We start from the raw sequence: 23,549 nt of genomic DNA, 5'->3' as shown, positions 1-23,549 counted from the left end.
CCCGAGACATCCATGTCACGCAGCTGTCCATCTTTATCAACTTCTGGCCGCCAACCCCGTGAACAGCGTTCCATCTTCCAGTCTCAGCTTGTCAACTCCGCGGCTTGTACTTGTGGGTAAGAGACAGCCCTTCAGGGCGGGGATGAAGCCGACCAACAGTATTCAACCGCCGAGGATGGCATAGACGGGGTTCCAACGCGATCTTTAATCCGTCCTGACTGTGATAGTATGTATAGATGGTAAAGAGTACCCGTCACGCGAAATATGAACTCTACTACCACATAGTGTTCGTGCCAACATATCGGCGTTCGCACCTGACGGGGAAGACGAAGGAACGTCTCGAAACCATCTTCGCGGAAATCTGTGAGGACAAAGGCCTCGATCTGGCCGAGTCCGAGGTCATGTCTGATTACGTATACCTGTTCATCGGGAGTCCGCCCAAGAACGCCCCGTCACTCATCGTTAACTGGGTGAAAGGCATCTCAGCGCGGAAGTATAATCAGCAGTACGACGACCGCGTGAAGTGGACTCGTTCCTACTACGTCGGAACAGCGGGGAGTGCCTCAAAGGGCGCTGTCGAACAGTACATCGCCGAACAGGAAGGTGGAGACGAATGAAGCGCGTCAACACCTTCGAGGTGGTTCCACAGACTGAGAACGACAAAGAGTGTCTTCTACGGCTACTCGACGCCTCTGCCTCTCTGTAGAACGAGCTGACCTGCGAACGTCGTCAGAACTACTTCGGAGACGGCGACGTGTGGGACACGTCTGAGTACCGAGGGCGCTACAACGGTGTCGTCGGAAGCGCGACCGTTCAACAGGTCACGCGCAAGAACAGCGAAGCGTGGCGGTCGTTCTTCGCCCTCAAGGAGAAAGGCGAGGACGCTAACCCACCGTCGTACTGGGGCAACGAGGAGGACGGACGCGAACTCCGCACCTACATCCGATGCAACCAGTACACGATTCAGTGGGGCAAGCGAAGCCGTCTGGAAATTCCTGTCGGGCAAGAACTGAAAGATGAATACGGACTCGGCTACCACGAACGACTCCGCCTCGAAGTCCGAGGCAACCCGAAATGGGACGGCAAACAGGGCCGTCTGGAACTTGAGTACGACGAGGTGAGCGACACGTTCAGGGCTTTTCAACCAGTCGCCGTTCCTGATTCTCGACTGGATTCACCACTAGCTTCTCACGAAGCCGCCCTCGACGTTGGCGCAAACAATCTCGTTGCCTGTTCCACGACCACTGGTTCCCAGTACCTCTACGACGGTCGAGAGTTGTTCGAATGGTTCGACGGTGTACGTGGGCGACTTGACCGATGTGCTGGAAACACATTGGTCGGTCAGGGTGAACAGGAAGACGCACAACTTCTGGGCGTTCAAGAAGTTCATCCGCCGTCTCGCGTGCGTCTGTGAGGAGTACGGCATCAGTCTCGAAGCCGAGTCGGAAGCATGGACGAGTCAGATGTGCCCCGAGTGTGGCGACCGCGAGGAGACAGTTCGCCACGGGGATACGCTGACGTGTCCGTGTGGTTTCGAGGGGCACGCCGACCTCACGGCGTCAGAGACGTTCCTTCGAGAACACAGCGATTGCGAAGTCAGGCCGATGGCACGGCCCGTGCGATTCGAGTGGGACGACCACGATTGGTCGGGGAAACCACACCCTCATGAAAGTTCCAAAGAAGTGCGCACGAACCCGCAAGTTGCCTCCGTGGGTCGGTAGCCGAACCCCAAACGGAGGAATCCTCGCGGTTTAGCGCGGGGAGGATGTCAAACGCGGTCGCGGCAACGCACGCCAGGGCCGAGTGATTTTCAACCGGAGACTTCACCAATCGCACGCTCCCGGAGTGTCCCGGTCATCTGGACGCCGTGGTGGTCGGTGCGACGAATCACGCGCTTTGCCTGCGTCGTCGAGAAGTATTTATCGTCGGTCGTGGCCCGCACGACTACCCCGAACGTACTGGTCACAGTCGCGCCGAGTCCGTCGGCAATCGCACGCAGTCGTTTGTCCCCCGAGACGAGTGCCACGTCTTCCTCACGCTCCCGCCCAGCCAACAGCGCCGCGACCAGCATCACGTCGCTAGTCCGCTCGTCGGTATCGAGCAATGTCATCGCATCGGCTTCGAACGTATCGATGTCGAGTGCCGTCGTCACGTCGTACTCGTCGAGAAAGCGCGCCAGATTCGCCGCTGCCGGCTCGACAGTCACCTCGTCGGCCACGGCGTCCAGCACCACGACAGTTCCCTCGAAGGAATCTAACAGGTCTAGCTCTCCGACCTGCCCCAGTTCGTACAGCGTGGTGGCGTCGACGAGAATCATAGCTCGCTCGCGCGTTCGGCATCGAAAGAGAGGTCCGTCTCGTTGAGTTGGGTCGTCAGCCCGCGCTCGTGGGCGAGTTCGAGCCACTCGCCGACCGACACCCCTGCCAGGCGCGCCGCCTCGTTGACCGAAGCCTCGCCGCTCTGATACCGTTCGACGGCGTGGCGTTCCCGGAGCGTCGCCATTCCCTCCCGGAGCGCCTTCCGAATCGTCGTGCTCTTGTCGGATTCGAGCAGTTCCGTCACCGCTTCCAGTTCCTCGTTGTCTTCTTCCGGGAGTCGTACACTCACAGTCGGCATTGTATGCGATGTAACACAATGCAAACGCACTAATATTCCCTGGTTCATCGAGAGCAATTGGCGAGTTCAGGGATCGGTCATTCCTGCGCGTCAACGACGGCGACGCCGGCCAGATTCACGATATCGCAACCACTTTTTCCCGTTCGGGGGCGCTCGCTCACGGCCTTGCCGTTCGTTTCGCGCCCCGCTCACGGCAAAAACTTGGGGAAAAAGCGGCGACTCGCCGCTGGCTTCGTCGCCGGTGCTATTCCTGTGCGTCGACGACAGCGACGCCGGCCAGATTCACGATATCTTTGACTTCGTCGCCACGCTGGAGGACGTGGACGGGTTTGTCCATCCCGGCGAGCATCGGGCCGATGGCTTCGGCACCGCCGAGGCGCTGGAGGAGTTTGTAGCCGATGTTGCCCGCTTCGAGGTTCGGGAAGACGAGCACGTTCGCCGGGGCATCGAGGTCCGAAAAGTCGTAGTCGCCGGTCAGCATCTCCTCGACGACTGCGGTGTCTGCCTGCATCTCGCCGTCGACCGGGAAGTCCACGTCCGGATTTGCGCGCAGCCGTTCGGCAGCACGGCGGGGCTTTCGCGTCCCGGGATTGTCGACCGACCCGAAGTCGGAGTACGAGAGGAGGGCAGCGCGTGGTTCGACGTTGAACTTGCGGGCGACACTGGCGGCGTGTTGGGTCACCTCCGCGAGCACGTCGGCGCTCGGGTCCTGGTTGACCGTCGTGTCCGCACAGAAGACGACGCGGTTCTTGAACGTGAGCATGTAAACGCCGGCGGCGTAGTCGGCGTCGTCGGCCGTCCCAATAATCTGCAGGGGCGGCCTGAGCGCTGCACCGTAGTGGTGGGTCAACCCGGTCAGCATGGCGTCGGCGTCACCCATCTCGACCATCACGTTGCCGAGGTAGTTGCCATCGCGCATCAGGTCCTCAGCCTCCTCTCTGGTCACGCCCTTCCGGCGACGGAGTTCGTGAAGGCGGTCGATGTAGGGGTCCAGATGGTCACGAGTCGGGTCGACGATTTCCGGCTCGAAGTCCAGGCCGAGTCGGTCGGCTATCGCCCAGATCTGCTTGCGGTCGCCGACCAGCACCGGCTTCGCGATACCTTCATCGACGAGCTGGTAGGCGGCACGCACGATTTTCTCGTCGTCCCCCTCGGCGAAGGCGACCCGCTTTGGCTCGCGCTTTGCCTGGTTGAGCACCACGCGCATCATCTCGCGGCTCTTGCCCAGCCGTGCCTCCAGTCGCTCGCGGTAGCGGTCGAGGTCGAGTTCGTTTCGCGCCGCACCGCTCTCCATGGCCGCTCGCGCGACGGCCGTCGCCACCTCGAAGAGCACCCGCGAATCCAGCGGCTTGGGGATGATGTACTCCGGTCCGAACTGGAGCGGTTCGTCGTCGTACGCTTTCGTGACCGCGTCGGGTACGTCCTCACGTGCGAGGTTGGCGAGTGCCTCGGACGCAGCAACTTTCATCTCCTCGTTGATCTCGGTCGCACGGGCGTCGAGTGCACCCCGGAAAATGAAGGGAAAGCCCAGCACGTTGTTGACCTGGTTCGGGTAATCGGAGCGGCCGGTCGCCATGATGACCGTGTCGTCACGGGCGTTTTTTGCGCGTTCGTAGCCGATTTCGGGCTCGGGGTTTGCCATCGCGAAGATGATCGGGTTGTCGGCCATCGACCGGACCATATCTTCGTCGACGATACCGCCGACCGAGAGGCCGACGAACACGTCTGCCCCGTCCATCGCATCGGCGAGGTCTCCGCCCTCGGTATTCGCAAACGGGAGCGTGTATCTGGTGAGGTCGGTGCGGTCAGTCGAGAGAATTCCGTGTTCGTCGCACATCGTCACGTTGTCCGAATCGACACCCAGTGAGACGTAGAAGCGCGCCGTCGCCGTCGCGGCAGCCCCCGCCCCGGCGAACACCACGTCGAGGTCTTCGAGGTCCTTCTCGGCTATCTCGACGGCGTTGAGCAGGGCTGCCCCGGAGATGATGGCGGTCCCGTGCTGGTCGTCGTGGAAGACAGGGATGTCCATTCGGTCGCGGAGTTTCCCCTCGATGCGGAAACACTCCGGTGCCTTGATATCCTCCAGATTGATGCCCCCGAACGTCGGCTCCATGGCCGCGACGGCCTCGACGAACGCGTCGGCATTGTCGAGGTCCAGTTCCACGTCGAACACGTCGATGTCGGCAAAGCGCTTGAACAGGACGCCTTTCCCCTCCATGACCGGCTTGGACGCCTGAGCACCGATGTCGCCGAGACCGAGGACGGCAGAGCCATCCGAGATGACGCCGACCAGATTCCCCTTCGCCGTATACTGGTAGGCGTCAGCCGGGTTGTCGTCGATAGCGCGACAGGGCGCGGCGACACCAGGCGAGTACGCGAGGCTCAGATCTCGCTGGGTGTTGGTCGGCTTGGTCGTCGAGATTTCTATCTTTCCAGGCGGGTCCTGGCTGTGGTAGTCGAGTGAGTCTTCGTCGAGTCCCATACTGCCAGTCGTAGTGCGAGGACCGTAAATCGCACCTGCCCCGTCATCACTTGACGTGAACAGGCCGCTCCGGTCTGGTCGGCTATTCCGGACAATCCTGCTTGGATATACACTTTTAGGTTACATATCCCTGAAACGGGAGTATGCACTGTTCCTCGTGTGGGGCCGATCTCCCGGATCGGGCACTCCGCTGTCCGGAGTGTGAGACGCCAGTCGCCGACGCCGGAGACGACGACCAATCAGAAACCGAACAGTCCCAGCCACCGGGTCAACCAGACCAACACCAGTCTCAGTCGGACAATCAGCAGTCAGACCAGCATCAATCAGATCCACAGCAGTCACAACACGACCAGTGGAATCCCCAATCGGCGACAGAAACGCAGCCAGACAGTCAGTCGTCACCGACGCAATCACCGGCTGACACGGGAAGAAACTGGTCCCGGCCGCACGCCCAAGACCAGTCAGCGCAACAACCGTCTCAGTCGGGCAGACAGACAGCGGGACAACCTGCAAAACGATCTCCCGATCAGTCCGCCCCATCGGGTCAGAACCGGGCCAATCAGCAGAGTCAATCACAGTCGCCACAGCAGCCACAGGGTCAGCCCGAACAACAGACCCATGGCCAACCTCCTCAGCAAGCACAGAGCCAGCCGGGACAACCGGTTCAGGGCCAGCCTCACCAGCAGCGAGGGGGGCGGTCGCTCGGTGACCGACTCGGCTCGGCTCCGGTCGTTGGCGGGCTGTTCTACGGCATCGTCGCCTTCGTCGTCAACTTCTTCGTCACAGCGATGCTCGTCGTGGCAGCCGCCGGTGAAGGTGACCTCGATGGCTACATCGGCGGGGTCGGCAACCAGGGACCTGGATTGCTCGAGGTCTTCGGCTGGTTTTTTTACTCCGCGCACAACGTCGGGATCACGGCAATCGGTGGCAGCCAGTCGAGCTCGGAGAACTTCATCGAGGTGTTTTACAGTTTTGCCACCAACCCTTCGGTGCCGAAGATAGCGGTCTATCTCGCGCCGGCGGCCGTGTTGTTCGTCCTCGCACTCGTGCTGGCCTCCCGGACATCGCTCGACGGCGATGCGACCCGTCTCGATGGCGCGGTCGCCGGTGGGTCGATTATGGTGGGATACGCGGTCCTGACACTCGTCGGTGCAACGGTTCTGTTCACCTATACGACGCCGGGCGGTCAGGCTACCGTCCAGCCGGTCCTCGGCTCGTCGATCGTGTTCATGTGCCTGCTCTATCCGGTCGCAAGCGGCGGCATCGCGGGATATCTTGTCGGCCGCTGACGCCAAAGATTAAGCGCGTCGGCACCGGACCGATGAGCCATGACCGACGTTGCGACGGCGTTCGTCCCGGGACACATCACCGGGTTCTTCACCAAGGACGCGGACCCGGACCCGACGAAAGCCGGCTCTCGCGGTGGTGGACTGACGCTCTCTGACGGCGTGACGGTGACTGTCCATCCGAGCGACCACCCCGAAACCTACCTCGGCGGCGACCCCGTCGAGATGGGGGCTGTCGACCGCGTGCTCGACGCACTCGACGTGTCCGCGCAGGTCCGCGGTGTCACCGACCTCCCGCTCGGCTCCGGATTCGGCGTCTCCGGTGCGATGGCACTCGGAACGGCGCTCGCTGCCAACGCTGCCTTCCAGCGAAAGCTCTCGGAACGGGAACTGACGACCATCGCACACGGCGCGGAGGTCCAGGCGGGAACCGGTCTCGGCGACGTGGTCGCACAGGCACGCGGCGGCGCACCGATTCGACTCGAACCCGGTGGACCTCAGGACAACGAACTCGACGGCATCCCCGCCCGTTCGCGCGTGGAGTATCACGTCATCGGACAGCTCTCGACGGACGATGTCCTGGCCGATGCCGGCGACCAGCTCACCCAGGCGGGAACCCGCGCGCTCTCGATGGTCGTCGGCGAACCGACCCTCGACACGTTCATGCGCGCCGCTCGGCAGTTCTCCCGCGAGGCCGACCTGATTACGCCCGAGGTTCGGGATGTCATTCTGGACGTTTCCGACGCTGGCGGCACTGCCGCAATGGCGATGCTCGGTCAGACGGTTTTCGCGCTTGGGACTGGCCTTTCGGATGCTGGCTACGACCCCGAAGTCTGTCAGATTCACCCCTGTGGTGCGACCCTCGAAGAGCCAGGTGGGTAGCCGTTCTGTTCTCATTCGGTATCGTCCCATTCGATTGTCTCTGAGCGGTCGGTCTCGCGGAGGACGAACGGGCCGATTGCCAGCGTTCGTTTGGCGATGGTCGCAATCCGCAACACGTAGGCGAGCAGGATGACGAAGGGCGCGAGCGCTATCGTCGTCGCGGCGCTGACGACCCAGACGAGATTGTCGACGCCGAGCGTGATTCCGGTGACGGTTCCGGGCGCATCCAGAAAGAGGACGCCACCGATAGCGACGACGAGCGCTGGCATGGCAGCGTAGAGGATCGACCGCGAGAGGTTGATTAGCTCCCACTGAAAGTACAGCGTCTTGATGTGCTCGCGGGCCGGGCCGAACAACCGCAGCGTTTCAAGGAGCTCATCGAGCGCTTCGACGGCTTCCTCAGAGAGCGAACCCTCGTACTCGGCTCGGAGCCGCTTTCCCTCGTAAATCTTCCAGGAGTAGTTGTAGTCGAGTGCTGCGTGCAGGACGCCGAAGGTTCCGAACTCGGCGTCGCCCAGGCGCTCCTGGACGTGTGCTGCGTTCGCTTCGAGGCCGTCGGTGTAGCTGGCGACCTGGCCGCGAACGTCGTCGTTGTCCTCGACGGCCGCGGCGAGTTCTTCGGCCCGTGCTCGCGTCGCGTCGACGAGCGACTGGAGGAAGGACGCAGGTTCCGGCGGGCTCACGGGAGCGTCGACCACGCTCGCCACGTCCGCGCGAAACTGCATCGCCCCCTCCATGCGCTCGCGCTGGTCGCCGGCCGCACCCAGCTCCTGTGAGAGGACCAGCTGTGTGATAGTGACGACGAGCGTGACGCCAGTGATGATGGCGGTCACGAGCGCCTGAAACAGCGTCTCGTTGGGGTCGGACTGGCCCAGTACCGTGCGCAACGGGACGGGTGCGAACGCGCTGATGAGTACCAGTACGGCGAAGAACCCGGCGAGGACGCCAGCAGTCACGAGCCACCGGTCGGCGTTCAGCAGGACCCAGAGCTTCCAGCTACTCTCTGTGGCACGGCCGCGCATCGTGTCGGCATCGCCGCTCTCGGCCGCCCAGTCGGTCATACGCTCCCTACACGACCGGGACTGTTTACTTTTGTACCGTGTCAGTCCGCTTTTGCCGCTGGCTCTCCCAGTCCTGGTATGGACGACATCGACGTGCCGGAGAGTCACCCGCGCTACCAGTCGCTGCTGACGCGACACCGTATCGAAGACGGGGTCGCGAAGGGAATCACGAGCCAGCAGGGACTCATCGCTCAGGGCCGGGGCGAAGCCTTCGACTACCTCCTTGGGGAGGAGACGATTCCGAGCGCCGACGACGCAGCGCGTGCCGCCGCGGCCCACCTCCTCCTCGCGGACCATCCCGTGCTCTCGGTCAACGGCAACGTCGCGGCACTGGTCCCCGGCGAGACGGTCGAACTCGCCGAGGTGACCGGTGCAGACATCGAAGTCAACCTCTTCAACCGCACCGAAGCGCGGATGGAAGCCATCGCCGACCACCTCCGGGCGCACGGCGCTGAGAACGTCAGGGGACTGACTGCGGACGGTCGGATCCCGGGACTGGACCACGAGCGCGCGAAAGTCGACGCCGACGGTATCGGCGCAGCGGACGTGGTGGTTGTCCCGCTGGAAGACGGCGACCGCGCGGCGGCGCTCGCCGAGATGGGTAAAATCGAAATCGTCGTCGACCTCAACCCGCTCTCGCGGTCGGCAGAGAGCGCGGCAGTCCCGATAATCGACAACATCATCCGCGCAGTTCCGAACGTGACAGCCCACGCCCGCGACCTCGCGGACGCTGACGAGTCGAAACTACGGGCAATCGTCGCTGACTTCGACGCCGGCGAGGCGCGAGCGGCGGCCGAGGACGCGATTCGATCGGGCGAACTGAACAAAGACGAGTAGCGCCCGCAGACGAGAGGCGAGGTAACGCTGCCAGTCGGATTCTAGTGGCCGCCAGACGCGAGGTGCAGCCCGACGATACCGACGACGATGACGCCGATAAATCCCATGCGGAGGAGTGTGGACGGTTCGTCGAAGAGGACGATTCCGAGCGACGCCGTTCCCACAGCACCGATGCCGGTCCAGACGGCGTACGCCGTCCCGATAGGGAGGTTCTTGACTGCCTGTGCCAGCAGGACCATGCTCACGACGAGCGCGAGAACGGTGCCGAGCGTCGGGACTGGTTTCGAGAGGCCATCAGAGTATTCGAGTCCGATTGCCCAGCCGATTTCGAACAGCCCCGCGAGCAGCAGCACGTACCACGACATGTCGACCAGCTACTCGTCGAACTGGGCTGTAGTTTCTGTTTTGCTGCCGGCCCGCTGTTGTGACTGGTGCCCCGGTATTTACGGTCGCTCGACCCCATCTACAGGTATGAGTCTGCAGGTCGACGTCAGAAAACTTGACCTCTTCAACAAGATATCCAAGGAGGGGTCCCGGCAGGTGGCCGACAGTCTAAGCCAGATGACCGGCATCGACGCCCGGATTCACGTCTCGAAACTCAACTTCCTCGCGATGGAGGACGTCAAGACCCACCTCGGCAGCGAAAAGAAGGTCGGCATCCACGTCAAGCTGACTGAGTCCCCACACGGCTACGTGCTTTTCATGCTGGACCCCCACGACAGCAAGCGCCTCGCCCAGCTCATGTTACCCGGTGACGGTGGCGACGACACGTCGTCGGGCTTTACCGACATGGAGCGGTCGGCGATTCAGGAGATCGGCAACATCATGACCTCGGGGTACATCGACGGCTGGGCGAACGTCCTCGATACGACCATCGACATGGGCACGCCTGCGTTCACGTTCGGCCCAGCCCACAGAATCATCCAGCGGATGGGCGGATGGCCCGACGAGGACATGGTCTTCGTCCTCGACTCGGAAATCGTCGCCGGCGGCGAGGACATCGGGTTGACCGTCTACACCTTCCCGCAGTTGCGCGACCTCGTCGACCTCGTCCAGCAAATCGACGTGGAAACGGACATCAAGAAAGACACTGTCGCCGACGCGGACCTGACCAGCGACTAACCGACGTTACGCTTCTTCTGTGGCCTGTCGGAGGAGTTCGATAGCGCGCTCGGCTGCGTCTGTCGCCGTCTCGCCGAGGACGTAGGTCACCGGCGGGATACCGAAGGTCCCGTCGTGATAGATAACTCGTGGCACCTCGCCGCGCTTGTCGAACCGTTCCCGGAGCCGCTGCTCTCGATTCTCGTAGCCGGCCTCGAACTGGAGCGGGTCGTACCCCTGCTCGCGTGCGGCCGCGAGCAACTCATCGGAAGTCGCGAGATTCAGTGCGCCACGCGTCTCGGGGTCGATGCTCGTCGCGGCCAGAATCGTCTCCGCGACGCGCTGGGAGGCACCGAACTCCGGGTCGGCCGGCACGATGACCCGCGAACCGACCGTCTGGAGTCGGCCTGGAACTGCCGCGACATCCGTCTCGTCTGTCGCACCCGGCACGGCGGTCCCGACGTTTGTCCCGACGTTCGGGATGTGCGTGGCGATACCGCGAGCGTTCGCGAGACGCCGTGACGCCCGCCGGACGGCGGCCAGCGCGGCACGCTCGGCTTCGACCGCGTCGTCGGTCCCGCGAACACAGAGGTCACAGCCGATGCCGTCGAGGGCAGGCATCTCCTCCTCGTGGACCGCACAGATCGGACCGCGGTCCTCGAACGCCCGAATCAGCGCCAGCAGTTCCCCGAGCGCTTCGTAGCCGTCCATCGTCCCGGCCGCGAAGCCGTCGGCGATGGTCTCGACGGTGGCCCGGAAGCGGTCGTCCTCGGCGAAGCGCTCCTCGATAGGGGTGTCGCCGCCGACGTACTGGCTGACTGCCGCCTGACTCACGCCAAGGTGGTCGGCAATCTCTTGTTGGGTGAGTCCCCGCTCGTCGAGTTCGATGGCGAGTTCGGCGCGAACCGTCGGCAGGAACCGCTCGACGACGATTTCGCTCGGGAACCGCAGCGTCATACCTTCCGATTTGGTCGGCCCCGATATAAGCCCATTCACCGCGGTCGTACAACCGGGTTATACAGACTTATTATAACGAAAGTGATAACACTACCGACTACTAACACTCGGTCGTATGAGTCACGAAACGCAGTTCAGCGACGTTGGCGAAGCAGAGGTCACACGAGCAATCGGCCAGGAGTGGACAGAGGAGTTCATGGACTTCTCGGACTCCGATGTCATTATCGTCGGTGGCGGCCCCTCCGGGCTGATGGCTGCCAAAGAACTCTCGGAACGGGGCGTCCAGACGATGGTCGTCGAGAAGAACAACTACCTCGGTGGTGGGTTCTGGCTCGGCGGCTTCCTGATGAACAAAGTCACTGTTCGGGGCCCAGCTCATCACGTCCTCGACGAACTCGACGTGGACTACAAGCAGTCCCAGGATTCGGAGGGCCTGTTCGTCGCCAACGGGCCGGAGGCGTGTTCGGGCCTCATCAAGGCCGCCTGTGACGCCGGCGCGAAGATGCAGAACATGACCGAGTTTACCGATATCGTCATCCGCGAGGACCACCGCGTCGGCGGTATCGTGATGAACTGGACGCCGGTCCACGCGCTGCCGCGCGAGATCACCTGTGTCGACCCCATCGCCGTCGAAGCCGACCTGGTCATCGACGCGACCGGTCACGACGCCATGGCGGTCAAGAAACTCGACGAGCGCGGCGTCCTCAACGCGCCGGGTCTCGAAGACGAGGCCAGCGGGATGGACCAGACCGGGGACGATTCTTACGGTGCACCCGGCCACGACTCGCCCGGCCACGATTCGATGTGGGTCGGCGAAAGCGAGGATGCGGTCGTCGAACACACCGGTCTCGCGCACGACGGACTCATCGTCACTGGAATGGCGACTGCGACGACCTACGGTCTCCCGCGGATGGGGCCGACGTTCGGTGCCATGCTCCTCTCGGGCAAGCGCGCCGCACAGGAGGCTATCGACGAACTCGGTATCGACGCCGACGATGTCGAGATGACGACGCGCGCGGAACCGGCTGACGACTGACCACACCGGCTCCCAGCCGCGACGGTTTTGATACTCAACTTCCGTCTGCGACCCAGCCGTACAGTGTCGCGTCCAGGAACTCCCCGTCGACGTAGTAGTGTTCGCGCAGTGTCCCCTCCTGTTTGAATCCGACCGTCTCCAGGACCCGTTTTGAGGCGTCGTTGCCCTCGAAGACCCGTGCCAGGAGTCGCCGAAGACGGCGTTCGGCCGTCGCGTACTCCGTGAGGAGTGTGACGGCCTCGGTAGCGTACCCCTCCCCACGCTCGCCAGCCGTTATCCAGTAACCGACCTCGGCACGGCCGTGGAGCGCGGTTTCGTGGAACAGCCAGACGGTACCAACTGGGTCCCCGTCCACGCAGACGAGAAAGTGTACCGAATCGTCGGCTTCGACCAGGCCTGCCACGTCGTCGCGAATCAGCGGTCTGTTCGTGTCGGTCACGAGTCGGATATCACGGGTGTTCGCGTTCGATACCAGGAAGTCGTAATCGTTGGGCTCGACAGGCCGCAGTTCGACCTGCTCTCCCTCACGGAAGGCTGGGCCAGGCATGGGTCTCCCTTCCGCTCCGGCGCGAAAAACGATACCGATAGTCTGAGGAGTGGTATCATCCGTTCTGGCGGCACTGCTTCGTACAACAACTTGACCAAATATAGCGCAATATGGCTTCAAGCAAAAACTTATTCAACCATCAGTTCGTTTAATTGGCTGAACAAGTAACGTATGACTGCAAAAATAAACGAAAGTACGACTATTGGGGGGGAGGCAACGCTGGAAGAGTCCGACGAGGTCCAGATGGTCCTCTGGACGCGCCGTCCCGTCTGTGGTCCCCGGACGGACGTCATCGACCGCCTGAGTAGCATGCGCGCAGACGACGTAATCGACGAGTTCACCGTCGAAACCTGGCCCGACGAAGTTGCTATCTCCGAACACACCGAGCACGCACGCGTTGTCGAGGTGTACAAAGAGTACTTGCTCTGGGCGAAAGAACACGACCTCTCGATTACGCCGCCGTTCGAGCGCCGGACCGCCTCCTCGCTCGTCGGTGGGAAAGAAGACGTTCTCACAGTTCCGATTATGTGTCTAGCTGTCTACGACGACGGTCTCTGTGGTGTGTACCCCTGCTCCGGTGAGAACCACACCTGGAACGTGGCCGACTATCTCGACGCGTACGAGCGCGCCGGCGAACGCCCCGAGACGGCGGAGAGTGATATCGAATTCCCCGTCTTCGAGGACTGAGGCAGTCGCCCCTCTCTTTCATACTTGTTAGGTACACAACTGGTCTCTCTCGGGACCCTCGATCCAGACATGGAACCGAGACTCATCACCGAGGGCAACGGCGACGCAATCCTCCAGTCGGGAGCCAGAAGCGAGTGGCTCCGGTCCGACACTGTCGTCGACCTCGACGAGTGGATCTGAGGTAGTGTTTCGGGCTGTTCGAGACTGTCACCGAAGCAAAAACTGTTTTCTTCACTTTACTCGTACGTTGCATATGACCACTGGAGCGGCCACGCCCGTTGACCGGGTAACGCTCTACCGCGCCCCAACGACCGAGGCAGACGCCGACGCCATCGCCGAGTGGCTCCGTCCACGTATCGACGCTACCGTCGAGGTGCGAGACCGGTTTCTCTCCTGTTACGCCGACGATGACCTACCGGAGGCATTTGCCGAGGCGCGCGTCCTCGACCCCTACGACCGCGAAACAGGCAACACGATGCTCGGTATCGTTCGCTACGAGGAGCGGGCCATCGAGGACCCCGAGCGCGCCGGCGGCGTCATCTACGACGGCCTGCAGGTTCAGGAGAGTCTGGGCCAGCACACCCCCCAGAGCGAACGAGATCTCGCCCACCTCCACGTCCCACTCCTCGACCGCGTGGTCGGGACGTGGGGCGACCACGACGGCCGCTGGCACAAACGCGTGAACGTTCTCGGCCAGCCCGCACTCGTCTCTGTGCCTGGCCTCTACGAAGCCCCCGCAAAACCCGAGCAGTACTACAAGGAACAGCAAAAACACGCCATGCTCTCCGGTGATGCCCCGCCGCGAGAGGTGCTCGAAAACGAGGTCGAAGGGGAGTTTCTGGTTGCCGAAGACCCACGAACGACCGAGGCGCTACGAGGCTACGTCCTCCAGGCGCACCACTATCTGGCGACCGGCGAGGCATTCTGTGACGAAGAGTGCTGCCGACTCCACAACCCCCATCGCCAGCCGGGCGTCGTCGAAGCGCAGCTCCGTGACCCCGAATTCTGCGAGACACACGCCGACCTGTACGCGCCCTAATTATTCGACGCGACCGACCAGCACGCCGAGATACCCACCCGCGAACGTCTCGAAGTGGCGCTGTTCTGTCCGCTCGGCCAGCGCTTCCCGTGCTCGACCGACCCGTTGCTCGAACGTCGCGGCGTGCGAGGACCGCGAGAACCGCTTGCCAGGTGACGAGAGTCGAACGAATCCTTCGAAGGCAAGATTGATCGGCGCGGCCAGGGTGTGGTCGCTCCGCTGGAAGTTCAACAGCGCAACCTGGCCGCCCGGGCCGACGAGGTCACACCACCGTCTGACTGCCGTCGCGGGGTCGTCGAACATCCCGACGACGAAGGTCGCGAGCACGGCATCGGCGTCGTCGACTGGCAGGCGCGTTGCGTCGGCCTGCACGTAGTCGACTCCCTGCCCCACGCGTTCGGGGTGGGTACGCGCCTGCGTGAGCATCTCTCGCGTGAGATCGATGCCGACGACGCGGCCAGTTGGCCCCACCTGCTCGCGGAGGTGTGGGACGTTCGCACCGGTGCCACATCCCATCTCGACGACTGTCTCTCCCGGAGAGAGGTCGAGCATCGCGGCCGTCTGCGCGCGCCACGAACGGAGACCAGGCAGGTCGGCCAGTCGGTCGTAGAGTCGAGCCCACCGCCCGTAGAAACACTGGGCGGCGTCGCTCATGCAATCGTGCGGAGCCGTTCCGCGACGGTCACGGCATCTGGGCCGAGAATGTAGACGATTGGTTCGATACCCATCGCACCAGTCTGGTAGAGTACGTCTGCGTCGGGCGCCGTTTCGAGTGCAGCGGCGATACCGTCTTCGAGGGTAGCTTCGGCGTCGAACTCCGCGACGGTCAGCCCCGACGCGTCGAGTGCGTCGACTGTCTCCTCGCTGTAGGCGACGTTGAGCGCCGCCCGTGCGTCGCTACCGGCGGCTTGTACTGCGAGCAGTACGTTCGCGACGTGCTGGCTGACGCCGAACTCCGGTTCGCCCGGCACCGTCGCCTGCCCGCCCACGTCAAGGATGCGTCCGGGGACGCCGGCCACGTCCTCGATTCGCTCGGCGTCGGGCAGTGCTTCCACGAGATTGGACCCCACGGCGGGAATCAACGGTGCGAATCCGCCGGTGTTTTCCAGAATGCGAAGCCCCTGCCGGACCGAGGCGCGCACGCGGCCGGCCTCGCGGAGTCGGCTGTCGGAGTCGTGGACCGCAAAGTCCGCGCCGTAGTCCCCGAGTTCCGGGACTGCTTCGGCGTGGAGGTCCGCCAGCGTCCCACCCTGTTCGAGTTCACGGATGCACACTTCTGCCTCGACCAGCGCTTCGGTCGTGGTCATGCTGCCGTCGGCCAGACCATCGGCCAGCCGGTCGACCAGGTCGCGAACGCGCTCGTCGGCGACGAGGCGCTCGTTGCGCCCGACCTCGCCGTGGACGTACTTCGAGACGGCGCTCTGACTGATACCGAGCAGGTCTGCCACCTCGCTCTGGGTCAGTCCCTGCTCGCGCAACTGCTCGGCCAGCAGCGACCGGAACGTCGGAAGGAATTCGTCGACGACGAGTTCTTCGATGAAGTGCATCTGTTACTGGTCGCCTCCGAACTTCCTTTCGTTCTCGCCGCCGGATTCGGACACGCAAGCGGTCCTCATTGGTCGCCTCCGAACTCCACTTCGTTTCTCGCCGCCGGATTCGGACACGCAAGCGGTCCTCATTGGTCGCCTCCGAACTCTCTATCGCCCTGTATCTTCGACGCCTGCGGCCCACGCTGGCCCTGGTACTTCGACCCGCGCTCGGCACCGTAGGGCCGGTCGGCGGGTGTCTTCAACTCGGTGAAGGTCAACTGCGAGATGCGCATTCCGGGAGTGAGCGACACCGGTGCGCGCCCGAGATTCGAGAGTTCGAGCGTAATCTGTCCCTCGTAACCGGGGTCACAGAGGCCGGCCGTCGCGTGGACGACAATCGCGAGTCGGCCCAGTGAGGAGCGCCCCTCGACGTGCGCAATGAGATCGTCCGGAATCTCGACGCGTTCGTAGGTCGTCCCCAGCACGAAATCACCGGGGTGGAGGACGTACTCGCCGTCAGTGCCCACGTCAGTTTCTTCGACGTACTCCTCGACTTCCTGCTCGCTGTTGGGGTGGATACAGGGAATGTTGGCGTGCTGGAATTCGAGAAACGTCTGGCCCAGTCGCAGGTCGACGCTGGCAGGCTGAATCTGTAGCTCGGGGTCGTCGAGCGGCTCGACGACGAGGCTCCCCTCGTCCAGCCGCCGCGTGATGTCCGCGTCCGAGAGTATCATACCTCTCTCACCGTCCGTGGGGCGTTAAAATCTCCCGGTCGTCCCTGGCCAGATTGCCCAGACGGTCAGCCCTTAGTACCGCCAGCCCCCAGAGAGTGTATGAAGCAGGCGATTGTCGCCCGTGCAGACCTCGGGATGGGCGAGGGAAAACTCGCCGCGCAGGTCGCCCACGCCTCGTTGATGGCCTACGAGGACGCCCCCGCCAGCGACCAGAAAGAGTGGAAAGGCGGCGGCCAGAAGAAGGTCGTCCTCCAGGCCAACGGCGAGCAGGCGCTGTTCGAACTCGCGGAGAAGGCCAAAGCCGAGCGGCTCCCTCACGCTATCGTCCGGGACGCCGGACACACCGAACTCGAACCCGGCACGGCGAGTGCGCTCGCGGTCGGCCCCGCCGCTGATAATCGAATCGATGCCGTGACCGGTGATCTCTCGCTGTACTGACCGCAACGGGCCGTGTTTGCAGGCGTCAGAAGGCCTATATAGAACTATCCCTTACCTCGGGTGAGTAGAACATCCCCCCGATACAATGCAAGATAACCAACAGCAGGCATACGACCGTGGTATCACTATCTTCTCGCCGGACGGGCGACTCTACCAGGTGGAGTACGCCCGCGAGGCCGTTTCGCGCGGGAGTGCGAGCGTCGGCGTTCGGACGGAAGACGGCGTTGTGCTCGCGGCAGATCGACAGATTCGCTCGCCGCTCATCGAGCGCGAGAGTATCGAGAAGTTGCACAAGATCGACGACCACGTCGGCGTCGCCAGCGCCGGTCACGTCGCCGACGCGCGCAAACTCGTCGACGTGGCGCGACAGGAAGCACAGATTAACCGCCTCCGCTACGACGAACCCGTTGGCGTGGAGACACTGACCAAGTCGATTACCGACCACGTCCAACAGTACACCCAGACCGGTGGCGCGCGACCGTTCGGCGTTGCCCTGCTGGTGGGTGGTATCGAAGATGGCGAACCGCGCCTGTTCGAGACCGACCCCTCCGGGACGCCCTACGAGTGGCAGGCCACCGCGGTCGGCGGCGGCCGCGACGACATCATGGGCCACCTCGAAGAGGAGTACTCGCCCGAGATGGACCTGCAGGGCGGTATCGGCCTCACGCTGGAAGCGATGGCCGAGGCCAGCGAGGACGGCCTCAACCCCGAAGGCGTCCACGTCGCGACGGTCGACGTCGAGACGGAGCAGTTCAGCACGCTCTCGTCGGAGGAGGTCGCGACGCACCTCGACGAACGCGGTATCGACAGTGAGGACCAATGATGGACACGACTGACCCCTACGAACCCGAACTCGCACCGTTCCAGGAATCGAACCAGTCCGGCGCAGACGACGACACCGTCGCCAAAACCGGCACGACCACCGTCGGCATCACGACGCCCGACGGCGTCGTGATCGGGACCGACCGCCGTGCCTCGCTCGGCGGCCGCTTCGTCTCGAACAAGAACGTCGTCAAGGTCGAGCAGATTCACCCGACCGCGGCGCTCACGCTCGTCGGCTCCGTCGGTGGCGCACAGTCTTTCATCCGGACGCTGCGCTCGGAGGCCAGCCTCTACGAGACGCGCCGTGACGAGCCGATGTCGATTCACGCGCTGGCGACGCTTTCGGGCAACTTCGCCCGCGGCGGTCCCTTCTTCGCCATCAACCCGATTCTGGGTGGTGTCGATGACGAGGGCAGCCACGTCTACAGCATCGACCCGGCCGGCGGTGTCATGGCTGACGACTACACCGTCACCGGTAGCGGGATGCAACTCGCCCACGGTGCACTCGAGAACCAGTACGACGACGACCTCTCTCTCGAAGAGGCCCAGACCCTCGCCGCACGCGCGGTCAACGCCGCCACCGAGCGTGACACCGGCTCTGGGAATGGACTGGCGCTGGCGACAATCACCGAAGACGGCGTCGACATCGAGAAGTTCGACGACGTGACCGAGTTGCTCTAACGACGTCGGGCCTTTTCTCGACAGGTGTTTATTAGGCCGAACCGTGGGTTCCGCTGAACGGATGCGCGAGGCCCACGATATCGAACGGCAGGTCGGCATCGAGTACTACGTCAGCGACGCCGACGGTATCGGCGGTCGCCTCCGCGATTCACCCGCCGACTTTTGTGTGACCGAAATCGAACTGTTCGACACGGAACCGGTCGATGCCGACCCCGCCGCCTATCCACATCTCGTGGTTCGCGCGACGCTTCGCGACTGGGACACCAACGACTTCGCCGGTGCGCTCTCTGACCGTCTCGGCATCTCTCGCGAACGGGTTTCCTGGGCCGGAACCAAGGACAAGCGCGCCGTCACGACCCAACTGTTCTCTGTCGACGGTATCGACTCCGAGGATATTCCCGAACTCTCGGATGTCGACATCGAAATTATTGGTCGGGCCGGCCGCCCCATTCTGTTCGGCGACCTCGCTGGCAACCGCTTCGAGATAACGGTTCGAAATCCCGAGACACCCGACAACGTCGACGACATCACCGACGACCTGCGCGCGTTCGCTGGCGTCGACGGTATGAACTCTGCCGAGGATGCGACCGTTGCGGTCCCCAACTACTTCGGCCAGCAACGCTTCGGGAGCATTCGACCTGTCACACACGAAGTCGGGCTGGCAATCGCTCGCGATGACTGGGAAGGCGCGGTCATGGCCTACGTTGGGAACCCGCACGATCGCGAACCCGAACAGACCCGGGAAGCGCGTGCCGTCGCCGAGACTGGCGACTGGCAGGCTGCACTCGACGTGTTTCCCCGACATCTCGGCTACGAGCGGTCGATGCTCCACAGGCTGGTCGAGAGTGCTGGCGACGAAGACTCCGAAGACTTCCGGGCTGCACTGGAGGCGGTACCGACCAACCTCCAGCAGCTGTTCGTCAACGCTGCCCAGTCGTACGTCTTCAACCGAATTCTGTCGGAACGGCTCGAACGTGGACTACCGTTCACGACACCTGTGGTCGGGGACGTGGTCTGCTTTACCGACAGCGACGCACCTGAGGGGCTGACGCTTCCGGACACCAGCCGCACACAGCGGGTGACCGAGAAGCGACTCGATTCGATTACCCGCCACTGCGAACGCGGACGGGCGTTCGTGACTGCACCACTCGTCGGCACCGAGACGGAGTTGGCCGATGGTGAACCAGGCGACATCGAGCGTGCGGTGCTGGACGAGGTCGGAATCGAACCCACTGATTTCGACCAGCCTGGCGAGTTCCACTCGGAGGGGACGCGTCGCGCCATCGCGGTCCAGACTGACCTTACCGTCGAACGCGACCCCCTGACGTTCTGCTTCGACCTGCCGAAGGGCTCGTACGCGACGGTTCTCATGCGAGAGTACCTGAAGCGGGACCCCGACGACCGGTAAAGCACGCTGCTTATCGGGATTCGTCCGCCTATCTCTTGGTATGAAGTGTCGGCAGTGTACCACGCCACTCGACAGACCCGGCGACTACTGTCTGGTCTGTCACACGGCAAACGCCGACACCGTCGTTCTCGAACTCGGGCGCGAGCGCGCGACGGTCACGACGCTCGACGGTGAGACAGTTCACGGTCGCCGCGTCGTGACGACGACCCCCGAACCAGAGGACAGCGAGCAGGAACTCACGGAACTGCGGAACTTCGCCAGCCTGATTGCCGACGAAGTGCGCCGCAAGCGCCCGGAAGAGGTGTACGCGACCGGCGACCGCGACGTACTGCGGGCGGTTCGAGCGGAGTTGCGCTACGAGTTCTACCGCGTCGCTGCCGAGGACCCCGTCGAATACGTCGTCGAACGACAGGGGGAGCCGTCGCTGGAGGTGGTCGAAGCCTCCGTCGCCGAGAAACTGGGTGGCTCACACTCGACGCTCATCGGCGGCCGTCAGGGTCGTAACGCGCTGAAAGTCGTCGCCGACCATCCGCACGTCAAGAAGATAATTCCGGGCCCAATCGACGCAGGGGGGTCGGGGTCCCGGACGGGGCTGCGAGCCAAGGCGACGCGCGCCGACGACAACGGGAACGTCCGTCTGCTCGTTCGCGACGGGTCGAGCGTTCAGGAGAACCGCGTCGTCACCACGGCCGGTGAGCGTGACCTCGGTGAGTACGTTCGAGCAGACCTGAACGAGGCGCTGGTCGAGGCCGAACTGCAGGATTGACAGGCGACACGTCTTCCGACTGGCTCCCGGCGTGGCGTGTCGCACAATCGCTGCCCACGCCGGGATATCTCTCAGAGCACGGACTGGGCTGGTCTACCCTTCGGTAATAAATGCTCGGCTGGCTCGGATGCTTGGCATCTCGTTCCCGCTGTGAATCGTAGGGGTTATTGGGGCGGTACGCAGACAGTACGGTACTATGAGCGAACAGAAGGGCCGGACCGGCAGCGACGGCCGCTTTGGCGCACGGTACGGACGCGTCTCCCGACGACGCGTCGCCGATATCGAGGCGAACATGAACGCAGACCACACCTGCCCCGACTGTGGAGAGGACCGCGTCGACCGGCAGGGCACTGGCGTCTGGACGTGCCAGGCGTGTGGCTACACGTTCACCGGTGGTGCCTACTCCCCGGAGACGCCCGCTGGCGAGACCGTCACGCGCTCGATTCGCGCCGCACTCGGCGAGGACGAAGAATAAGGGTCTCCAGCCCTGGTTATCACACATGAGCTACAAGTGTTCCCGATGCAAGCGCGACGTCACGCTCGACGAGTACGGTGGCGTCCGCTGTCCGTACTGTGGCCACCGCGTGCTCCTCAAGGAGCGCAGCCGTGACATCAAAGAAGTCTCCGTCGAGTAACCACGACGCTGTTCTGACCTTCGAGTACGACGACGCCGAGCGTGCCAGCCGTGTCGAGCGTTCTATCCGTCCGGAAATCGGCGACATCGACGGTGACCGCTCGACCGTCTCGCTCACACGCGATGGTGCAACACTCGAACTCACGGTCTATGCGGCAGACCTCGTTGCCCTCCGTGCTGGGCTGAACACCTGGTGTACGCTGGTTACTGTCGCCGAACAGACCGGTGACGCTGTGGTGTGACCGCTGTCCGTGGCGACGCTCTAGTCCCGAAAGCAAGGGTTTACCACGGCGGACACCCAGGTGATGGGTATGCAGGGTAACCTTCCGCCGGAAGCACAGGAGAAACTCGAAGAACTGCAGGACCTTCAGGAGACGGCCCAGCAGGTCGCTGCACAGAAACAGCAGGCAGAGACACAGCTCAGCGAGTCCGAGACGGCACTCGACGAACTCGAGAACGTCGACGAGGACACCACGATGTACCGCGAAGTCGGCGAACTGCTCGTGAAGACGGACTACGACGAGGCAGAATCCGACCTCGAAGAGAAGGTCGACAGCCTCGAAGTACGCGTCGAAACCCTCCAGAAGCAGGAAGAGCGCGTCCAGGAGCAGTTCGAGGAACTGCAGGAAGAACTCCAGCAGATGCTCGGCGGTGCCGGTGGCGGCCCGATGGGCGGACCCGGCGCTGGCGGCGCATAAATGGCTTCGACGGACGACCCCACCGACGACGAGGTCGTCCAGACGGCCGCAGCGGCCGCCGAAGATGTCGTCTTCTCACGACTCTCTCGGTCGAACGTCGAGGACCTCGATATCACTGTCTCGTTCGACGACGGTATCCTCGAGGTCGACATCTATTTCAATGCGCCCGACAGCCAGGCGGACATCGACCGCGTGGCCGAGGACGCGACGCTGGCCGCACGCGCTGCCGTCGACGACCTTCTGGAGTAACTACTTGCTGTCGGCGGCCGTCTCCTCTTCGAGGCGGTTCCCGGCAAGTCCCGTTCTGAACGCGATGTAGCCCAGCACGCTCACGAACAGGATTGGCGGCAGAATCAAAAAGGCCCACAGCGGCCGCAGTCCCCAGCCCAGCAGGAGGAGCAGATTGCCGATGCCCAGCAGGACGAACGGCAGGATGTACAGCGCCGCTCGCTTTCGGTCGAGGTCGTACTCCTCGCTCGTGGGCGCAGCCATGACTCAACGTTCGACACGCACGTAAAAAAGCGTCGCGTTCGTCGTCGTCAGGAGCGTCAGCGGACTTCGTTCAGGGGGGAGGATTTATACGGAGTCGCCGTCAGCCGTCTCGTCGTCGCTGTCAGCGTCGTCGGTCTCTTCGCTATCCTCACTGTCGTCCGCGTCGTCGCTTTCTTCGCTGTCAGCATCGTCCTGTTCTTCGTCAGCCTCCTCGTCGTCAGCGCCGACCAGATCGCTCACCTGCTCGCCGAGATTGTCGAGGTCACCGTCGAGGTGCTGGTGAACGAGTTCGTGAATCTGACTCACGAAGTCGGGTGCCTGCTCGGGCATGTCGGTCGGCGGGCCACGCCGATCGTCGCTGTTCTCGCCGGCGCGGTCGTCAGCTGCCGAGTTTGCACTGTTGCTCATCCCGGGGCCCGCGTCCGCGGACTCGTTTGCCTCTTCGTCTGCAGCGTCGGTCTGATTGTCTGCCTGTCCAGCCTGTGAGTCGGTGGGCGCGTTACCCGGCAGTGCTGCGGCACCTGCGGTGGCGACCAGCAGCACAGCGAACAGCACGCCGACGGTCTTTGTTAGCTTCATGTTGCACTCGACACTGGTGGCCAGAGGGACTTCAAGGGGGAAAGCGTTCAACTCGTCTTCCCTCCGAATTAAGCCGGATTAACTGTTCTATCGGCCGTTTTAATCCGGATCTCAGCTTTGAACGTTAGTGTCGGCTGTTGAGTGAACGAAAAGATGGTCGATCTCTTGCATAAGGTCATCGACGCCACGATCATCGTTGTCTCGAACCCACGAGAGAAGGTTGTACACGGCTTCTTT

The 23,549-nt window shown here is 63.2% G+C and carries 30 protein-coding genes and 2 pseudogenes; 19 read left to right on the top strand and 13 right to left on the bottom strand.

Annotated elements, in window-relative coordinates; translation table 11 throughout:
* Positions 1–236 precede the first annotated feature (236 nt).
* Both tnpA and WDJ60_RS18160 read left to right on the top strand, forming a co-directional pair.
* Positions 237–617 carry an IS200/IS605 family transposase gene (tnpA, locus tag WDJ60_RS18165; protein WP_340102147.1) on the top strand — a complete coding sequence of 127 codons (381 nt, stop codon included), beginning with the start codon at positions 237–239 and terminating at the stop codon, positions 615–617.
* Positions 614–1,721, top strand: a pseudogene (locus tag WDJ60_RS18160) (RNA-guided endonuclease InsQ/TnpB family protein). Before tnpA ends, WDJ60_RS18160 begins: the two are co-directional and overlap by 4 nt.
* A gap of 89 nt (positions 1,722–1,810) precedes the next feature.
* Here the strand turns inward: WDJ60_RS18160 and WDJ60_RS18155 are convergent.
* The 3 genes from WDJ60_RS18155 to WDJ60_RS18145 form a co-directional block, all read right to left on the bottom strand.
* On the bottom strand, positions 1,811–2,317 hold the full coding sequence (locus WDJ60_RS18155) for a PIN domain-containing protein (protein WP_340102146.1): 507 nt from the start codon (positions 2,315–2,317) through the stop codon (positions 1,811–1,813).
* Positions 2,314–2,616, bottom strand: a complete 303-nt coding sequence (locus WDJ60_RS18150; RefSeq protein ID WP_340102144.1) for a UPF0175 family protein — start codon at positions 2,614–2,616, stop codon at positions 2,314–2,316. Before WDJ60_RS18150 ends, WDJ60_RS18155 begins: the two co-directional genes overlap by 4 nt.
* A gap of 244 nt (positions 2,617–2,860) precedes the next feature.
* Positions 2,861–5,098, bottom strand: a complete 2,238-nt coding sequence (locus tag WDJ60_RS18145; RefSeq protein WP_340102143.1) for an NADP-dependent malic enzyme — start codon at positions 5,096–5,098, stop codon at positions 2,861–2,863.
* Positions 5,099–5,241: 143 nt separating this feature from the next.
* Here WDJ60_RS18145 and WDJ60_RS18140 point away from each other — a divergent pair, with 143 nt between their 5' ends.
* Positions 5,242–6,387, top strand: coding sequence for a DUF7978 family protein (locus tag WDJ60_RS18140; protein WP_340102142.1), 1,146 nt, complete (start codon positions 5,242–5,244; stop codon positions 6,385–6,387).
* A gap of 39 nt (positions 6,388–6,426) precedes the next feature.
* Positions 6,427–7,266, top strand: coding sequence for a pantoate kinase (locus WDJ60_RS18135; protein WP_340102141.1), 840 nt, complete (start codon positions 6,427–6,429; stop codon positions 7,264–7,266).
* A gap of 11 nt (positions 7,267–7,277) precedes the next feature.
* On the opposite strand, the gene WDJ60_RS18130 is transcribed toward WDJ60_RS18135, so the two are convergent.
* Positions 7,278–8,327 carry a DUF7972 family membrane protein gene (locus WDJ60_RS18130; protein WP_340102140.1) on the bottom strand — a complete coding sequence of 350 codons (1,050 nt, stop codon included), beginning with the start codon at positions 8,325–8,327 and terminating at the stop codon, positions 7,278–7,280.
* Positions 8,328–8,405: 78 nt separating this feature from the next.
* On the opposite strand from WDJ60_RS18130, the gene WDJ60_RS18125 reads away from it, so the two are divergent.
* Entirely contained in the window at positions 8,406–9,164 is a 759-nt protein-coding gene (locus WDJ60_RS18125) for a 4-phosphopantoate--beta-alanine ligase (RefSeq protein WP_340102138.1), read from the top strand.
* A 41-nt stretch (positions 9,165–9,205) separates the two neighbouring features.
* On the opposite strand, the gene sugE is transcribed toward WDJ60_RS18125, so the two are convergent.
* Positions 9,206–9,529 carry a quaternary ammonium compound efflux SMR transporter SugE gene (sugE, locus tag WDJ60_RS18120; protein WP_340102137.1) on the bottom strand — a complete coding sequence of 108 codons (324 nt, stop codon included), beginning with the start codon at positions 9,527–9,529 and terminating at the stop codon, positions 9,206–9,208.
* 106 nt (positions 9,530–9,635) lie between these two features.
* Between sugE and WDJ60_RS18115 the strand changes: the two genes are divergently transcribed.
* Positions 9,636–10,286 carry a chemotaxis protein CheC gene (locus WDJ60_RS18115; protein WP_340102136.1) on the top strand — a complete coding sequence of 217 codons (651 nt, stop codon included), beginning with the start codon at positions 9,636–9,638 and terminating at the stop codon, positions 10,284–10,286.
* Positions 10,287–10,292: 6 nt separating this feature from the next.
* Here the strand turns inward: WDJ60_RS18115 and WDJ60_RS18110 are convergent, their stop codons facing one another.
* Positions 10,293–11,222: a thiamine-phosphate synthase family protein gene (locus WDJ60_RS18110; protein WP_340102134.1), complete on the bottom strand. Its 930-nt coding sequence runs from the start codon at positions 11,220–11,222 to the stop codon at positions 10,293–10,295.
* A 115-nt stretch (positions 11,223–11,337) separates the two neighbouring features.
* Here WDJ60_RS18110 and WDJ60_RS18105 point away from each other — a divergent pair, with 115 nt between their 5' ends.
* Positions 11,338–12,258 carry a sulfide-dependent adenosine diphosphate thiazole synthase gene (locus WDJ60_RS18105; RefSeq protein WP_340102133.1) on the top strand — a complete coding sequence of 307 codons (921 nt, stop codon included), beginning with the start codon at positions 11,338–11,340 and terminating at the stop codon, positions 12,256–12,258.
* A gap of 34 nt (positions 12,259–12,292) precedes the next feature.
* Here WDJ60_RS18105 and WDJ60_RS18100 read toward each other — a convergent pair whose 3' ends face one another.
* Entirely contained in the window at positions 12,293–12,805 is a 513-nt protein-coding gene (locus tag WDJ60_RS18100) for a GNAT family N-acetyltransferase (RefSeq protein ID WP_340102132.1), read from the bottom strand.
* Positions 12,806–12,976: 171 nt separating this feature from the next.
* Between WDJ60_RS18100 and WDJ60_RS18095 the strand changes: the two genes are divergently transcribed.
* Both WDJ60_RS18095 and WDJ60_RS18090 read left to right on the top strand, forming a co-directional pair.
* Positions 12,977–13,492, top strand: a complete 516-nt coding sequence (locus tag WDJ60_RS18095; RefSeq protein ID WP_340102131.1) for an HTH domain-containing protein — start codon at positions 12,977–12,979, stop codon at positions 13,490–13,492.
* A gap of 253 nt (positions 13,493–13,745) precedes the next feature.
* Positions 13,746–14,531: a DUF7001 family protein gene (locus WDJ60_RS18090; protein WP_340102130.1), complete on the top strand. Its 786-nt coding sequence runs from the start codon at positions 13,746–13,748 to the stop codon at positions 14,529–14,531.
* On the opposite strand, the gene WDJ60_RS18085 is transcribed toward WDJ60_RS18090, so the two are convergent.
* The 3 genes from WDJ60_RS18085 to dcd all read right to left on the bottom strand — a co-directional run bounded on the left by WDJ60_RS18085 (position 14,532) and on the right by dcd (position 16,794).
* On the bottom strand, positions 14,532–15,185 hold the full coding sequence (locus tag WDJ60_RS18085; protein WP_340102129.1) for a class I SAM-dependent methyltransferase: 654 nt from the start codon (positions 15,183–15,185) through the stop codon (positions 14,532–14,534).
* A complete protein-coding gene (locus WDJ60_RS18080; protein WP_340102128.1) occupies positions 15,182–16,078 on the bottom strand; it encodes a thiamine-phosphate synthase family protein in 897 nt (298 codons plus the stop codon). The genes WDJ60_RS18085 and WDJ60_RS18080 overlap by 4 nt, the downstream gene beginning before the upstream one ends.
* A gap of 128 nt (positions 16,079–16,206) precedes the next feature.
* Positions 16,207–16,794, bottom strand: coding sequence for a dCTP deaminase (gene dcd, locus WDJ60_RS18075; protein WP_340102127.1), 588 nt, complete (start codon positions 16,792–16,794; stop codon positions 16,207–16,209).
* Between the two features lie 99 nt (positions 16,795–16,893).
* On the opposite strand from dcd, the gene pth2 reads away from it, so the two are divergent.
* The 10 genes from pth2 (at position 16,894) to WDJ60_RS18025 (ending at position 22,490) form a co-directional block, all read left to right on the top strand.
* The gene (pth2, locus tag WDJ60_RS18070; RefSeq protein ID WP_340102126.1) at positions 16,894–17,232 is read left to right on the top strand and encodes a peptidyl-tRNA hydrolase Pth2; all 339 of its coding nucleotides are present in this window, start codon (positions 16,894–16,896) and stop codon (positions 17,230–17,232) included.
* Positions 17,233–17,317: 85 nt separating this feature from the next.
* A complete protein-coding gene (psmA, locus tag WDJ60_RS18065; protein ID WP_340102125.1) occupies positions 17,318–18,055 on the top strand; it encodes an archaeal proteasome endopeptidase complex subunit alpha in 738 nt (245 codons plus the stop codon).
* Positions 18,052–18,735: an archaeal proteasome endopeptidase complex subunit beta gene (gene psmB, locus WDJ60_RS18060; protein ID WP_417750479.1), complete on the top strand. Its 684-nt coding sequence runs from the start codon at positions 18,052–18,054 to the stop codon at positions 18,733–18,735. The genes psmA and psmB overlap by 4 nt, the downstream gene beginning before the upstream one ends.
* A 61-nt stretch (positions 18,736–18,796) precedes the next feature.
* Positions 18,797–20,143, top strand: coding sequence for a tRNA pseudouridine(13) synthase TruD (gene truD, locus WDJ60_RS18055; protein ID WP_340102148.1), 1,347 nt, complete (start codon positions 18,797–18,799; stop codon positions 20,141–20,143).
* 40 nt (positions 20,144–20,183) lie between these two features.
* Positions 20,184–20,909: a DUF2103 domain-containing protein gene (locus WDJ60_RS18050; protein WP_340102124.1), complete on the top strand. Its 726-nt coding sequence runs from the start codon at positions 20,184–20,186 to the stop codon at positions 20,907–20,909.
* 196 nt (positions 20,910–21,105) lie between these two features.
* Positions 21,106–21,384, top strand: coding sequence for a 50S ribosomal protein L37ae (locus WDJ60_RS18045; protein WP_340102123.1), 279 nt, complete (start codon positions 21,106–21,108; stop codon positions 21,382–21,384).
* A gap of 25 nt (positions 21,385–21,409) precedes the next feature.
* Positions 21,410–21,544: a DNA-directed RNA polymerase subunit P gene (locus WDJ60_RS18040; protein ID WP_267638479.1), complete on the top strand. Its 135-nt coding sequence runs from the start codon at positions 21,410–21,412 to the stop codon at positions 21,542–21,544.
* Entirely contained in the window at positions 21,516–21,785 is a 270-nt protein-coding gene (locus WDJ60_RS18035) for a KEOPS complex subunit Pcc1 (protein ID WP_340102121.1), read from the top strand. The genes WDJ60_RS18040 and WDJ60_RS18035 overlap by 29 nt, the downstream gene beginning before the upstream one ends.
* 69 nt (positions 21,786–21,854) lie before the next feature.
* Positions 21,855–22,241 (top strand): prefoldin subunit beta, encoded by a 387-nt coding sequence (locus tag WDJ60_RS18030; protein ID WP_340102120.1) that lies wholly within the window; start codon positions 21,855–21,857, stop codon positions 22,239–22,241.
* Positions 22,242–22,490, top strand: a complete 249-nt coding sequence (locus tag WDJ60_RS18025; protein WP_340102119.1) for a DUF3194 domain-containing protein — start codon at positions 22,242–22,244, stop codon at positions 22,488–22,490.
* On the opposite strand, the gene WDJ60_RS18020 is transcribed toward WDJ60_RS18025, so the two are convergent.
* The 3 genes and pseudogenes from WDJ60_RS18020 to WDJ60_RS18010 form a co-directional block, all read right to left on the bottom strand.
* Positions 22,491–22,733 carry a DUF8142 family protein gene (locus WDJ60_RS18020; protein ID WP_340102118.1) on the bottom strand — a complete coding sequence of 81 codons (243 nt, stop codon included), beginning with the start codon at positions 22,731–22,733 and terminating at the stop codon, positions 22,491–22,493.
* Positions 22,734–22,817: 84 nt separating this feature from the next.
* Positions 22,818–23,312, bottom strand: coding sequence for a hypothetical protein (locus tag WDJ60_RS18015; RefSeq protein ID WP_340102117.1), 495 nt, complete (start codon positions 23,310–23,312; stop codon positions 22,818–22,820).
* 111 nt (positions 23,313–23,423) lie between these two features.
* Positions 23,424–23,549 (bottom strand): annotated as a pseudogene (locus tag WDJ60_RS18010) (IS701 family transposase); the annotation flags it as partial.

It is taken from the genome of Salinibaculum salinum, from assembly GCF_037645885.1.
GTDB lineage: Archaea > Halobacteriota > Halobacteria > Halobacteriales > Haloarculaceae > Salinibaculum > Salinibaculum salinum.
Note: the sequence above shows the minus strand (reverse complement) of the source record. Positions and strands in the feature narration are given on the sequence as shown.

Excerpts from the sequence above, each read along its gene's own strand:
- tnpA (WP_340102147.1), top strand. The coding sequence starts at position 237 with ATGGTAAAGAGTACCCGTCACGCGAAATATGAACTCTACTACCACATA.
- WDJ60_RS18155 (WP_340102146.1), bottom strand. The coding sequence starts at position 2,317 with ATGATTCTCGTCGACGCCACCACGCTGTACGAACTGGGGCAGGTCGGA.
- WDJ60_RS18150 (WP_340102144.1), bottom strand. The coding sequence starts at position 2,616 with ATGCCGACTGTGAGTGTACGACTCCCGGAAGAAGACAACGAGGAACTG.
- WDJ60_RS18145 (WP_340102143.1), bottom strand. The coding sequence starts at position 5,098 with ATGGGACTCGACGAAGACTCACTCGACTACCACAGCCAGGACCCGCCT.
- WDJ60_RS18140 (WP_340102142.1), top strand. The coding sequence starts at position 5,242 with ATGCACTGTTCCTCGTGTGGGGCCGATCTCCCGGATCGGGCACTCCGC.
- WDJ60_RS18135 (WP_340102141.1), top strand. The coding sequence starts at position 6,427 with ATGACCGACGTTGCGACGGCGTTCGTCCCGGGACACATCACCGGGTTC.
- WDJ60_RS18130 (WP_340102140.1), bottom strand. The coding sequence starts at position 8,327 with ATGACCGACTGGGCGGCCGAGAGCGGCGATGCCGACACGATGCGCGGC.
- WDJ60_RS18125 (WP_340102138.1), top strand. The coding sequence starts at position 8,406 with ATGGACGACATCGACGTGCCGGAGAGTCACCCGCGCTACCAGTCGCTG.
- sugE (WP_340102137.1), bottom strand. The coding sequence starts at position 9,529 with ATGTCGTGGTACGTGCTGCTGCTCGCGGGGCTGTTCGAAATCGGCTGG.
- WDJ60_RS18115 (WP_340102136.1), top strand. The coding sequence starts at position 9,636 with ATGAGTCTGCAGGTCGACGTCAGAAAACTTGACCTCTTCAACAAGATA.
- WDJ60_RS18110 (WP_340102134.1), bottom strand. The coding sequence starts at position 11,222 with ATGACGCTGCGGTTCCCGAGCGAAATCGTCGTCGAGCGGTTCCTGCCG.
- WDJ60_RS18105 (WP_340102133.1), top strand. The coding sequence starts at position 11,338 with ATGAGTCACGAAACGCAGTTCAGCGACGTTGGCGAAGCAGAGGTCACA.
- WDJ60_RS18100 (WP_340102132.1), bottom strand. The coding sequence starts at position 12,805 with ATGCCTGGCCCAGCCTTCCGTGAGGGAGAGCAGGTCGAACTGCGGCCT.
- WDJ60_RS18095 (WP_340102131.1), top strand. The coding sequence starts at position 12,977 with ATGACTGCAAAAATAAACGAAAGTACGACTATTGGGGGGGAGGCAACG.
- WDJ60_RS18090 (WP_340102130.1), top strand. The coding sequence starts at position 13,746 with ATGACCACTGGAGCGGCCACGCCCGTTGACCGGGTAACGCTCTACCGC.
- WDJ60_RS18085 (WP_340102129.1), bottom strand. The coding sequence starts at position 15,185 with ATGAGCGACGCCGCCCAGTGTTTCTACGGGCGGTGGGCTCGACTCTAC.
- WDJ60_RS18080 (WP_340102128.1), bottom strand. The coding sequence starts at position 16,078 with ATGCACTTCATCGAAGAACTCGTCGTCGACGAATTCCTTCCGACGTTC.
- dcd (WP_340102127.1), bottom strand. The coding sequence starts at position 16,794 with ATGATACTCTCGGACGCGGACATCACGCGGCGGCTGGACGAGGGGAGC.
- pth2 (WP_340102126.1), top strand. The coding sequence starts at position 16,894 with ATGAAGCAGGCGATTGTCGCCCGTGCAGACCTCGGGATGGGCGAGGGA.
- psmA (WP_340102125.1), top strand. The coding sequence starts at position 17,318 with ATGCAAGATAACCAACAGCAGGCATACGACCGTGGTATCACTATCTTC.
- psmB (WP_417750479.1), top strand. The coding sequence starts at position 18,052 with ATGATGGACACGACTGACCCCTACGAACCCGAACTCGCACCGTTCCAG.
- truD (WP_340102148.1), top strand. The coding sequence starts at position 18,797 with ATGCGCGAGGCCCACGATATCGAACGGCAGGTCGGCATCGAGTACTAC.
- WDJ60_RS18050 (WP_340102124.1), top strand. The coding sequence starts at position 20,184 with ATGAAGTGTCGGCAGTGTACCACGCCACTCGACAGACCCGGCGACTAC.
- WDJ60_RS18045 (WP_340102123.1), top strand. The coding sequence starts at position 21,106 with ATGAGCGAACAGAAGGGCCGGACCGGCAGCGACGGCCGCTTTGGCGCA.
- WDJ60_RS18040 (WP_267638479.1), top strand. The coding sequence starts at position 21,410 with ATGAGCTACAAGTGTTCCCGATGCAAGCGCGACGTCACGCTCGACGAG.
- WDJ60_RS18030 (WP_340102120.1), top strand. The coding sequence starts at position 21,855 with ATGCAGGGTAACCTTCCGCCGGAAGCACAGGAGAAACTCGAAGAACTG.
- WDJ60_RS18025 (WP_340102119.1), top strand. The coding sequence starts at position 22,242 with ATGGCTTCGACGGACGACCCCACCGACGACGAGGTCGTCCAGACGGCC.
- WDJ60_RS18020 (WP_340102118.1), bottom strand. The coding sequence starts at position 22,733 with ATGGCTGCGCCCACGAGCGAGGAGTACGACCTCGACCGAAAGCGAGCG.
- WDJ60_RS18015 (WP_340102117.1), bottom strand. The coding sequence starts at position 23,312 with ATGAAGCTAACAAAGACCGTCGGCGTGCTGTTCGCTGTGCTGCTGGTC.